At 64.6% G+C, this 11254-nt stretch carries 10 protein-coding genes; 6 read left to right on the top strand and 4 right to left on the bottom strand.

Annotated features, from left to right (window positions below):
• Positions 1-55 precede the first annotated feature (55 nt).
• Genes ACQ651_RS12210 through ACQ651_RS12220 form a run of 3 tightly spaced genes read right to left on the bottom strand, consistent with a single transcriptional unit; the run spans position 56 to position 3312 of the window.
• On the bottom strand, positions 56-1081 hold the full coding sequence (locus tag ACQ651_RS12210; RefSeq protein ID WP_375551627.1) for a phosphotransferase family protein: 1026 nt from the start codon (positions 1079-1081) through the stop codon (positions 56-58).
• The gene (locus ACQ651_RS12215) at positions 1078-2313 is read right to left on the bottom strand and encodes an acyl-CoA dehydrogenase family protein (RefSeq protein WP_430449417.1); all 1236 of its coding nucleotides are present in this window, start codon (positions 2311-2313) and stop codon (positions 1078-1080) included. Before ACQ651_RS12215 ends, ACQ651_RS12210 begins: the two co-directional genes overlap by 4 nt.
• Entirely contained in the window at positions 2314-3312 is a 999-nt protein-coding gene (locus tag ACQ651_RS12220; protein WP_375551625.1) for an NAD(P)H-dependent flavin oxidoreductase, read from the bottom strand.
• A gap of 196 nt (positions 3313-3508) precedes the next feature.
• On the opposite strand from ACQ651_RS12220, the gene ACQ651_RS12225 reads away from it, so the two are divergent.
• Positions 3509-4723 (top strand): acyl-CoA dehydrogenase, encoded by a 1215-nt coding sequence (locus ACQ651_RS12225; RefSeq protein WP_227285182.1) that lies wholly within the window; start codon positions 3509-3511, stop codon positions 4721-4723.
• A 46-nt stretch (positions 4724-4769) separates the two neighbouring features.
• On the opposite strand, the gene ACQ651_RS12230 is transcribed toward ACQ651_RS12225, so the two are convergent.
• A complete protein-coding gene (locus ACQ651_RS12230) occupies positions 4770-5633 on the bottom strand; it encodes a helix-turn-helix transcriptional regulator (protein ID WP_227285183.1) in 864 nt (287 codons plus the stop codon).
• Positions 5634-5766: 133 nt separating this feature from the next.
• On the opposite strand from ACQ651_RS12230, the gene ACQ651_RS12235 reads away from it, so the two are divergent.
• The 5 genes from ACQ651_RS12235 to ACQ651_RS12255 all read left to right on the top strand — a co-directional run bounded on the left by ACQ651_RS12235 (position 5767) and on the right by ACQ651_RS12255 (position 11245).
• On the top strand, positions 5767-6588 hold the full coding sequence (locus ACQ651_RS12235) for a phytanoyl-CoA dioxygenase family protein (RefSeq protein ID WP_430449418.1): 822 nt from the start codon (positions 5767-5769) through the stop codon (positions 6586-6588).
• Positions 6589-6738: 150 nt separating this feature from the next.
• Positions 6739-7422 carry an MBL fold metallo-hydrolase gene (locus ACQ651_RS12240; protein WP_227285185.1) on the top strand — a complete coding sequence of 228 codons (684 nt, stop codon included), beginning with the start codon at positions 6739-6741 and terminating at the stop codon, positions 7420-7422.
• A 54-nt stretch (positions 7423-7476) separates the two neighbouring features.
• Positions 7477-9210, top strand: a complete 1734-nt coding sequence (locus ACQ651_RS12245; protein ID WP_430449419.1) for an ABC transporter substrate-binding protein — start codon at positions 7477-7479, stop codon at positions 9208-9210.
• 76 nt (positions 9211-9286) lie between these two features.
• On the top strand, positions 9287-10297 hold the full coding sequence (locus tag ACQ651_RS12250; RefSeq protein ID WP_375551623.1) for an ABC transporter permease: 1011 nt from the start codon (positions 9287-9289) through the stop codon (positions 10295-10297).
• Between the two features lie 3 nt (positions 10298-10300).
• Positions 10301-11245, top strand: a complete 945-nt coding sequence (locus tag ACQ651_RS12255; RefSeq protein ID WP_121899104.1) for an ABC transporter permease — start codon at positions 10301-10303, stop codon at positions 11243-11245.
• Positions 11246-11254: the final 9 nt, after the last annotated feature.

Here is an 11254-nt window from a genome sequence, read left to right on the forward strand (position 1 = left end):
CACCCTTCATTGCCTTTCAAATATGCCGGGGTCCGGGGGCAGCGCCCCCGGTCCGTCATCCGCCCGGCAGACCCGCGGCCCGCAATCCGCCGCGCGCGAATTCGGGGACATATGCCCCCAGCATCAGCCCCCTCTTGGGATCCGACGCATTGCCGTCCAGGGCGCGCTTTTTCACGCCCTGCAGAATCGCGCCCATGCGGAAGAAGGAAAAGGCCAGATAGAAGCCGAAATCCGGGATGTCGGGGATGCCCGTTCGCGCGCAATAGGCCGCAATGAAGGCCTCGTCGCTCGGCAGGCCCTCGGCCTCCCGATCCACCCCCGCCAGACCACGCCCGACGGCGCCGGGCGGCATCTGCCACTGCATGATCACGGCGGCCAGATCCGCGAACGGATGCCCGATCGTGCTCAACTCCCAATCCAGAACCGCAAGGATATGCGCGCCGTCCGGCGCAAAGAGCAGATTGTCGATCCGATAGTCGCCATGCACGAGGCAGGCCCGTCCGTCATCCTCGGGACAGGCCTCGTCCAGCCAGCCGATCAGCCGGTTCATCTCGGCGATATCCTCGGTCTCGGACGCGCGATACTGCCCCGTCCAGCGGTCGATCTGGCGGCGATAGTAGTTGCTGCGCGGCCCGTAGTCGCCAAGTCCCGCCGCATCCAGATCGACGGAATGGATCGCTGCCAGAACCCGGCTCATCTCCTTGAACACCGCCGCCCGGTCCTGCACCGGCAGGCAGGTCAGACGCGGGTCATCGAAGATCCGGCCCTCCACATACGCCATCACGTAAAACGCCGATCCGATCACTGTGTCGTCCTCGCAGAGGGCCAGCATCCCGGCCACCGGCACCTGCGAGCCCGCCAGCGCCTGTTGCACCCGAAATTCCCGCTCCACCGCATGGGCCGATTTCAGCAGCTTTCCGGGCGGCTTGCGGCGCAGCACGAAGCGCCGGGCCGGCGTTTCCAGCAGATAGGTGGGGTTCGACTGCCCGCCCTCGATCTTCCGGGCGGTCAAGGGGCCGTCGACGCCCGCCACATGGGCGTGCATCCAGTCCGCGACCGCCTTGATGTCCAGCCCGCTCATCGCGCCTGATTGGAGTATTTGCGCAACTCCGCGCGTGCCACCTGCCGCCGGTGCACGGCATCGGGCCCGTCGGCAAGCCGCAGCGTTCTGAGCCGGGTCCACATGGCGGCGAGCGGAAAATCCTGCGAAATGCCCGAGGCGCCATGCATCTGCACCGCCTCATCCACGACCTTGAGCGCCATGATCGGCGCGACCACCTTGATCTGCGAGATCCAGGGCTGCGCCGCACGGACACCCTGCGTGTCCATGATCCATGCGGTTTTCAGACACAGCAGCCGCGCCATTTCGATTTCCATCCGCGCATTGGCGATGATGTCATGGTTCGCGCCCAGTTGCGCCAGCGGCTTGCCGAAGGCTTCCCGCGTCAGCGCCCGTCGGCACATGAGCTCCAGCGCGTATTCCGCCTGCCCGATCGCCCGCATGCAATGGTGGATGCGTCCCGGGCCCAACCGGCCTTGCGCCACCTCGAAGCCGCGCCCCTCGCCCAGAACCACATCCGCCGCCGGCACCCGCACATCGGTGAACCGGATGTGCATATGCCCATGGGGGGCATCATCGGTGTGGTAGACATGCATCGGGCGCAGAACCTCGATCCCGTCCGCGTCGGCGGGCACCAGCATCATGGTGTGGCGGGCGTGTTTCTCCCCCTGCGGGTCGGTGCAGGTCATCACGATGTAGAGCGCGCAACGCGGGTCGCCCGCGCCGGAGGCCCAGTGTTTCTCCCCGTTCAGCACATACGCGTCACCGTCGCGAACCGCCGACAGGCTGATTTGCGTCGCGTCGGATGAGGCGATGTCGGGCTCCGTCATCAGATAGGCGGAACGGGTCGCCCCGTCGAGAAGGTCGGGAAGCCAGCGCGCCTTTTGCGCCTCGGTCCCATAGCGCTCCAGCACTTCCATATTGCCCGTATCCGGCGCGTTGCAGTTGAAGATCTCCGCGGCGATCCCGACCTTGCCCATTTCCTCGGCCAGATAGGCATATTCCACCGTCGTCAGGCCGAAGCCCTTCTCGCTGTCGGTCAGCCAGAAATTCCAGAGACCCCGTGCCCTGGCGCTGGCTTTCAGGGAGGACAGGATTTCCAGTTGCCGCTCCGTATGCCGGAACCGGTCGCCGGACGGGTGCCGGCCCACCTCCGCCTCGTAGACGAGATCCAGCGGCGCGATCTCTTCCATGACCATCTGGCGGACCTGCTCCACCAGCGGGCGTACCCGGTCGCTCATTCCCAGATCCATCTACGATCTCCCCTTTGCGTAGGCCAGAACGCCCGCCAGCGCGGCGTCATATTCCCGGGCCAGCCTGTCGACCAGCCTGCCGGCGGGCTCGATGGCCTTCACCGCGCCGATCCCCTGCCCCGCCCCCCAGATTTCCTTCCAGGCCTTTGGCTTCGACGCGCCGCTGCCGAACGACATCGACGAGGCATCCGCTGCGGGCAGATTGTCGGGATCCATCCCGGCTCTGGACACGGACGGTTTCAGATAATTGCCGGACACGCCGGTAAAAAGCGAGGATGTGACGATATCCTCCGCTCCGGCCTCGACGATCATCTGCTTGTAATCGGGCACCGCATTTGCCTCTTCCGTCGCGATGAAGGGAGAGCCGATGTAGCCCAGATCGGCTCCCGCAACCTGCGCCGCCAGAAGTGCATGCCCGGTGGCGATGGAGCCCGAAAGCAGAAGCGGGCCGTCGAACCACCCCCGGATTTCTTCTACAAGAGCGAAGGGGTTCTGGGGCCCCGCATGCCCACCGGCGCCTGCGGACACCGCAATCAGCCCATCGGCGCCCTTGTCGATCGCCTTCCGCGCGAAGGTGTTGTTGATGATGTCATGCAGCGCGACGCCGCCGCAGCTATGAGCCGCCTCGTTCACCTCCACCCGCGCCCCGAGCGAGGTGATCCAGATCGGCACGCGCCACGCGGCACAAATCTCCAGATCCCGTTCCAGTCTCGCATTGGACCTGTGCACGATCTGGTTGACCGCGAAGGGCGCGGCGGGCCTGTCGGGGTTGGCCTGATTGAACGCATCCAATTCTTCGGTGATCCGTTTCAACCACGCCTCCAGCATCGGCGGCTCGCCGTCGGCCTCCCGTGCATTCAGCGCCGGGAAGCTGCCGATGATCCCCGCCTTGCACTGGGCAATCACGAGATCCGGCACCGAGACGATGAAAAGCGGCGCGGCCACGGCGGGAATGCGCAGACCCCGCAGGGCTGCCGGCAAATGGCTGTCATCACGCATCGGCGGATTGTGTTCGTCTGGACATGGGGCACGGCCCTCCGTTCAGCGGCAGAGCCTAGAGCCGCGCCCGGATGGCGGCAAGACGTACCGGAACACGGAACGCTGCGTCAGATGGGGGCTTGGGTTCGGCGCATCGATCTTGCACAATCGGTGCAAATGCGATGTTTTGCGCCCGATATCTTCTGGGAGAGAGTCCATGCCTGACGGTCACACACGCCATACCGGCCCTTCGCTCGCGCCATTCGACTGGGCGGATCCGTTTCAGCTGTCCAGCCAGTTGAGCGAGGAAGAACGGATGCTGGCGGAGGGCGCGCGGGCCTATGCCGCCGACAAGCTCGCCCCGCGGGTGACGGAGGCCTATCTGAACGAACTCGTCGCCCCCGAGGTCTTCGCCGAGATGGGGCAGATGGGATTGCTGGGCGTGACCATTCCCGAGGAATATGGCGGCATCGGAGCGGGCTACGTGAGCTATGGGCTGGTCGCCCGCGAGGTGGAGCGGATCGACAGCGGCTATCGCTCCATGATGTCGGTGCAATCGTCGCTGGTAATGTACCCGATCCACGCCTACGGCTCCGAAGAGCAGCGGCAGAAGTACCTGCCCGGGCTGGCGGCGGGCGAGTTGATCGGCTGCTTCGGCCTGACCGAACCGGATGCGGGCAGCGACCCGGCCGGAATGAAAACCGTCGCGAAAAAGACCGCCGACGGCTATGTTCTGAACGGCGCGAAGATGTGGATCTCGAACTCTCCGATCGCGGATGTGTTCGTGGTCTGGGCCAAGTCCGAGGCGCATGGCGGCAAGATCCGCGGCTTCGTGCTGGAAAAGGGCATGAAGGGTCTTTCCGCCCCCAAGATCGGCGGGAAACTGTCGCTCCGCGCCTCCGTCACCGGTGAAATCGTGATGAAGGACGTGGCGGTGGGTGAAGAGGCGCTTCTGCCCGGTGTCGAAGGCCTGAAGGGGCCGTTTGGCTGCCTGAACCGGGCGCGGTACGGCATCGCCTGGGGCGTGATGGGCGCCGCCGAGGATTGCTGGCACCGGGCGCGCAGCTACGGGCTGCAGCGGGTGCAGTTCAACCGGCCGCTGGCGCAGACGCAGTTGTTCCAGAAAAAGCTGGCCGACATGCAGACCGACATCGCGCTCGGCCTGCAAGGGGCCCTTCGTGCCGGGCGGATGCTGGACGACGGCAGTTGCGCGCCCGAGGTCATCAGCCTGATCAAGCGCAACAATTGCGGCAAGGCGCTCGATATCGCGCGGGCGGCGCGCGACATGCATGGCGGCAACGGCATCATGGCGGAGTACCATGTGATGCGACACGCGCAGAATCTCGAAACGGTGAACACCTATGAAGGCACGCATGATGTGCATGCCCTGATCCTGGGCCGCGCCCAGACCGGGTTGCAGGCGTTTTTCTGATGCTCTGAAAACCGGCCCCGCACCGGGCTGACATCCAACCGCGCGCTCAGGCGGTGACCGCGCCCGACTGGATCGGATCGCGCTTGCGGCGCTGGCGATACTGCCGGGGAGTCGTGCCGTAGATCTCCCGGAACAGCCGGTGAAAATGGCTGAGGTTTTCCAGGCCGCATTCCTGCGCCACCTCCTGCATCGTGAGCCGGGTCGTGCCCAGAAGCATCGCGGCATGCTGCATCCGCACGCGATTGACGTATTCGGTGGGCGAGACGCCCAGATACCGGCGCGCCTGCCGGCAGACATGTTCGTGACCGCGACCGGCGGAGGCGACGAAACCGGCGGCCCCGCGCCGGAAAATCTCGGGCCGGCGGGCCTCCTGGCAGGCGGTCACCAGCCAGGTGGGCGCGCGGTCATGGATGGTGGCCGCTTCGTCCAGCACATGGGTCATGACCGACAGCAGGAAATGCTCGATCCGGGCAAGGCTGCGCCGCGTGTTGCGCATGGACTGGATCGAGTTGATCGCGCGCTCCCGCTGCGCGCCCGTCATGTGAACCGTCACCGGCAGATCCCCGTCGGACCAGAACAACCGCCCGGCAAAATCCTCCGCGTAGCGGGTCACGATATGTTCGGCGGTCTCCACCCGGAACATCACATTCATGATCCGGCAGCCAAGCTCCGCATCCGCCTGAAAGGCGTGGATATCGGCGGGCCGGATGAACACCATGTCTCCGACGCCGAGCGTTTCCTCCACCCCGTTTATCGCGTGCCGCGTGCGCCCCTGCTCGACCAGAAACAGCTCGAAATAGTCATGGGTATGCACGATCTCCGGCGGGGACGGATCAAGGTCCTTGCGGGCATAATGGAAGGCCTCGTCCGGTTTGAGATATGTATCAATTCTGAACAGTGATTTTCGCATGAAATGCCAAAATCCCTTGTTTGCAAGTGCAGAAATCTTAACAAGAATATCAAATTCCCACATAAAAATGTCAAGTTGGGGTCTGCCACAACCGCCGCCTTGCTGCCTATGCTGGGGGATGGGGAGGTTGGATATGGTGTTGGATCTGCGGTTTTGCCCGGCTGCGGCCATGGGTCTGTCACGGCTGAGCGCAACCGATATCGCGGCCTATAACCGCGACGGGTTCGTGCAGCCCTTCGACATTTTCACCGGCCCCGAGATCGCCCGCATCCGCGCCTATTTCGACCGGCTCATGACCCGGCTGGGCGATGCGGGCGCCTATGGCATCAACTGCTATCAGGCCCGGATGGCCGGGATCTGGGACATCGCCACCGACACCCGCATCCTGGACCATGTCGCCGACATCATCGGGCCCGACATCATCTGCTGGGCCAGCGCCATCCTGTCGAAAAAACCTCATGATCCCAAGGAAGTACCTTGGCACCAGGATGCGAGCTTCTGGAGCCTGAGCCCGGCCCGTACGGTCACCGTCTGGCTGGCCATCGACGATGCGGACGCCGCGAATTCCGCGATGCGGTTCATTCCCGGCAGCCATGACAAGGGCGCGCTGGAAACGACGCAGACCGGGGCCACGGCCGTGTTCCACAAAGGGATCGCGGATGCCGACAGGCTGGGCCAGCCTTTCACCAACACGTTGAAAGCCGGGCAGATTTCGCTTCATGCGGATATGCTGGTCCATGGTTCGGAGGCCAACAGATCGGACCGCCGCCGCTGCGGGCTGACATTGCGCTACTGCCCGCCGGAGGTGCGGATCACCGACCCGGACTGGGCCCGCGGGGTGGAAGCGATCATCTGCCGGGGACGCGACCCGTCGGGCCACTGGCGCCACCATGCGAGACCCGACAACGACGATATCACGAAGACGCAAAGCCCCCATGTGGTGGGCAATAACTAACAGAAAGTTAACGGAAAATCGGCGCCCCGATCCGGCGCCACCTATAACAATGGTATATCAATTCGCAAATTCCACAAACGCGGAACCCCGCCGCCGCCCGCGCGGCGAAGATCAAATCCGCACATGTGTTTCGAAAGGGTAAATGACCGGATGCAGATCACATGGTACGGCCATGCGGCCTTCAGGCTGACCCCGGACACCACGGGCCCGAGCGTCATCTGCGACCCCTACACGCCCGAGGGCGTCGGCTATCGGCCGATCGGGGAAAGCGCCGATCTGGTGATCATCTCGTCGGATGATGACAGCGCCCATTGCCGGGCCGATCTGATCCCCGGCGCGCCTGCGGTGCTGAACGCGCTGACGGTCGCGCAGACGGGCGGCGCGGCGGAGGCCGCGGGCCTGCACGTCCGCGCCATCGAGGCGGCGGAATGGGACCACCACCCGGAGCATGAGGTGCCCGGGCAGAACGGCATGTACCGGTTCGAGATGGACGGCATTCGCGTGGCCCATATGGGCGATGTGGGCAACCCGCTGACCCCCGCGCAGATGGCGTTTTTCGAGGATGTGGACGTTCTTCTGGCGCTGGCGGGCGGATATCTGACCATCGAGTTGCCGGATCTCATGGCGCTGATCGGCAAGGTGCGGCCGAAACTGATCATTCCGATGCATTTCCGCACGCTCACCTACAAACCCCGCAACACGATGTGGATCGAGAGTTTCCTGAGCTATTTCGAGGAAAAGGACGTGGATTTCGCCTGCGCCAGCACGATCAGGCTGGACAGGGAGGATATCCCGGAAAATCCCCGCGTGCTGGTGATGACCCATGCCCGCTAGGCCCCGCATGCCCCAGGATACGCAACCGTTGCACCGACAACAGGGAGAAGACGAATGAAACCAACCACGAGACTTTTGCTGTCCTCCGCCGCGATGGCGCTGGCGCTGACCGGCATGGCGCCCGCGCAGGAGGTGGCCCGGGAGGATACGGTGATTTTCGATCTGGACCGGACCATCCGAGACCCGGAGAATTTCAACTGGTTCACCTCGGGCACCAAACGCCAGCACGGCGCGCATCAGGCGATGTGGGAGCCGCTGTTCATCCTGAATTACGAAACCGGCGAGATGGACCCGTGGCTGGCGACGGCGATGGAGCCGAATGAGGATTTCAGCGAGTGGACGCTGAGCCTGCGGGAGGGCGTGGAATGGTCCGACGGGGAGGCGTTCAATGCCGATGACGTGGTGTTCACCGTCGGCATGGTTCTGGAGAACGAGGAGCTGAGCGAGCGGGAAGCGGCCACGATGCGCGCGCAGGTCGCCACCGTGGAGAAGATCGACGATCTGACCGTGCGCTTCACGCTGAACAGCCCCAACCCGCGGTTCCATGTGGAGAATTTCGGGGTGCGGATCTTCGGCTCCTTCCTGATCATGCCCGAGCATGTCTGGGCCGGAGAGGACCCCGCCACCTTCGCCTTCTATCCACCGATCGGCACCGGGCCCTATACCTACAGTTCGGCCGACACCAACCGCGCGATCTGGGACCGGAACGACAACTGGTGGGGTGCGGCGACCGGCTTCATGGACCTGCCCGAGCCCGCGCGGCTGATCTGGCTGGAGACCGGCGGCGAGGAAAGCCGGGCACAGCTGATGCTGGCCAACCAGATGGATATCGCCCATTCGGTCTCCATCGGGACGTTCGAGGCGATCCAGGCGCAGAACCCCAACGTGATCTCGTGGCATGACGGCTATCCGTTCGCGTGGCCGGACCCCTGCGCGCGGCAGTTGGAGATCAACACCACCGTCGCCCCGTGGGACGACCCGGCGATGCGCCGCGCCGTGGGGCTGATCATCGACCGGACGCAGATCGTCAACATCGCCTATGAGGGCACCACCGTGCCGTCATCGACCATGTTCGCCGAATACGGCTCCATGCGGCCCTTCATCGACGCCGTGGTGGCGGCCGGGCACGGCCTGCCCGCAACCGGCGATGCGGAGGCCGCGCAGGCCCTGATCGAGGCTGCGGGCTACACGATGGGATCCGACGGGATCTACGAGAGGGACGGCGAGGATCTGGCCGTGTCGATCCATGTGAACTCGGCCTCCACCGAATACACGCGGACCATCGACATGGTGGTGGAGCAACTGAACCGGGCGGGCATCAACGCCCGATCGGTGCCGGTGGAAAACGGCGTGTTCTGGGGCGAGGTGCTGCCGTTCGGCGCCTTTGAGATGTCCTATAGCTGGCTGTCCTGCGGGTCGGTGAACGAGCCATGGACCTCGATGAGCCGGTACACCACCGCCTCGGTCGTGCCGGTGGGCGAGCGCAGCCCCGGGTTCAACAACACCGCCCGGTGGGATGGCGACGCCGCCGCGGCCTATACCGCGATCGTGGACGAGATGGGCACGATGGCGCTGGACGATCCGGCGCTGCCGGGGATGGTGGCCGAGGCCTATGGCCATCTGGCCGGGGAACTGCCGTTCATCCCGCTGGTGCAGGCGGCCAAGCTGATCCCGATGAACACCACCTACTGGACGGGCTGGCCCACGGCGGAGAACAACTACAACCATCCGGCCTTCTGGTGGAACCACACCCATCAGATCATCCACAATCTGGAACGCGCGGAGTAACGCGCCGAGCGTGCCGCGCGCCTGCCCCCCCGGCGGGCGCGCGGCCACCCCCCGCAATCCGGGAAGGAGCCATATGATGGGCCGAATACCCGCCAGCTATCTGATGAACCGCGCGATCACGCTGGTGCTGACGATCGTGATCGCGGCGACGCTGATCTGGCTGATCCCGCGGCTGTCGCCGGTCGACCCTGCCGAGATCATGCTGGGCCGGATGACCGCCGGGGCCGGTACGGTGGAAGGATCGGAGCAGATCCTCGCCACGCTGCAGGAGCGGTTCGGGCTGAACGATCCGCTGCTCGTTCAATATGCGAAATACATGCGCAACATCCTGTTTCTGGATTTCGGTCTGTCGACCGCCTCGTTTCCCACGCCGGTTTCCACGCTGATCGCCAATGCGCTGCCATGGACCATCGGGCTGATGCTGATCTCCATCGTGATCACCTTCGTGATCGGCAATCTGCTGGGCGCGCTGATGGTGTGGGAGCACACCCCGCGGCTGTGGAAGGTGGCGATCCCGGCGGCGATGGTGTTCACCTCGATCCCGCCGATCCTGTCGGGGCTGCTTCTGATGTGGATCTTCTCGGCGCAGCTTCAGTGGTTCCCGCTGACCGGCGCCTACGGGCTGACGGTGGAGCCCGGCTGGAGCTGGGATTTCGCGGGTTCGGTGCTTCATCACGGGTTTCTGCCCGCGCTGTCGATCGTCGTGGTGACGTTCGGGTTCTGGGCGCTGGGCATGCGCGGGCTGATGATCACCGTGCAGGGCGAGGATTACACGACACTTGCCAAGGCCAAGGGCTTGCGGCCGCGCTATATCCTCTACCGCTACATGATCCGCAACGCGATCCTGCCGCAGATCACCGCCTTCGCGCTGAAGATCGGGCTGTTGATCGCGGGACAGGTGCTGGTGGAGCGCATCTTTGCCTACAATGGCATGGGCAAGCTGCTTTACGACGCGATCCTCGATCAGGATTTCCCGGTCATCCAGGGGGTCAGTTTCGTGATCATCCTGATGACGGCGCTGGCGGTCTTCATCGTCGATCTGGTCTATCCGCTGATCGATCCGCGCATCCGGCACGAGGCGGCATGAGACATGGCTGATCATTCCACACCCAATGCCGCCGGCGCGCAGACGCCCGACCTGACAGCCCGGCAGATCCGGCGGATGAAGCGCTTCGACAACCCGTGGCGGAACCCCAAGCTGATCTGGGGCGCCGGTCTGCTGCTTGGCATCGTCGCCATGGGCATTCTGGGGCGGATCTTCTGGGATCCCGATCTGGTCTTCACCGGGTCGGGGCTTACGCGGCAACCGCCGGTGGGGCTGGAGAACCTGCGCGGGCAGGTCGGCACATGGGCGCATCCGCTCGGCACCGACGGGGCGGGGCGGGACGTGCTGGCGCTGCTGATCATCGGCGCGCCCAATTCGCTGTTCGTGGGTGTGCTGGCCTCGCTGATCGGGATGAGCATCGGGATTTTCCTCGGCTTCTCGGCGGGCTTCATCCGGGGCCGCGTGGATGACGTGATCCGGGTTCTGTCGGACGTGATGATCACCATCCCCCCGCTTCTGATCCTTGTCGTCTTTCAGGCGGCCTATGGAGACATATCGCTGACCATGATGGCGATCCTGATCGCCTGCTTCGTCTGGCAGTCGCCCACGCGCCTGATCCGCGCGCAGGTGCTGTCGATGCGGGAAAGCGGCTATGTGCAGATGGCGCGGCTGTCGGGTGCGTCTACCATGCATATCATGTTCCGCGAGATGATGCCGAACCTCGTGCCCTATCTCTTCGGCTCCTTCATCGCCAATGTCACCACCTCCATCGTGACGGCCGTCGGGCTGGAGGTTCTGGGCCTTGGCCCGCAGCGCATTCCGACCCTTGGCCGCACGATCTACGAGGCGATCAATTCCGGCGCGCTGATCCAGAACCTCTATTGGTGGTGGGGCATCCCGACGATCCTGCTGGCGCTGATGTTCATCGGGCTTCTGCTGATCAATCTGGGCCTCGACGAGGTGTCCAATCCGCGCCTGCGGAAACTGTGAGGGAGACGG

Origin of the sequence: Rhodophyticola sp. (assembly GCF_965284195.1) — a bacterium.
Taxonomy (GTDB): Bacteria; Pseudomonadota; Alphaproteobacteria; order Rhodobacterales; family Rhodobacteraceae; genus Rhodophyticola.

Excerpts from the sequence above, each read along its gene's own strand:
- ACQ651_RS12210 (WP_375551627.1), bottom strand. The coding sequence starts at position 1,081 with ATGAGCGGGCTGGACATCAAGGCGGTCGCGGACTGGATGCACGCCCAT.
- ACQ651_RS12215 (WP_430449417.1), bottom strand. The coding sequence starts at position 2,313 with ATGGATCTGGGAATGAGCGACCGGGTACGCCCGCTGGTGGAGCAGGTC.
- ACQ651_RS12220 (WP_375551625.1), bottom strand. The coding sequence starts at position 3,312 with ATGCGTGATGACAGCCATTTGCCGGCAGCCCTGCGGGGTCTGCGCATT.
- ACQ651_RS12225 (WP_227285182.1), top strand. The coding sequence starts at position 3,509 with ATGCCTGACGGTCACACACGCCATACCGGCCCTTCGCTCGCGCCATTC.
- ACQ651_RS12230 (WP_227285183.1), bottom strand. The coding sequence starts at position 5,633 with ATGCGAAAATCACTGTTCAGAATTGATACATATCTCAAACCGGACGAG.
- ACQ651_RS12235 (WP_430449418.1), top strand. The coding sequence starts at position 5,767 with ATGGTGTTGGATCTGCGGTTTTGCCCGGCTGCGGCCATGGGTCTGTCA.
- ACQ651_RS12240 (WP_227285185.1), top strand. The coding sequence starts at position 6,739 with ATGCAGATCACATGGTACGGCCATGCGGCCTTCAGGCTGACCCCGGAC.
- ACQ651_RS12245 (WP_430449419.1), top strand. The coding sequence starts at position 7,477 with ATGAAACCAACCACGAGACTTTTGCTGTCCTCCGCCGCGATGGCGCTG.
- ACQ651_RS12250 (WP_375551623.1), top strand. The coding sequence starts at position 9,287 with ATGGGCCGAATACCCGCCAGCTATCTGATGAACCGCGCGATCACGCTG.
- ACQ651_RS12255 (WP_121899104.1), top strand. The coding sequence starts at position 10,301 with ATGGCTGATCATTCCACACCCAATGCCGCCGGCGCGCAGACGCCCGAC.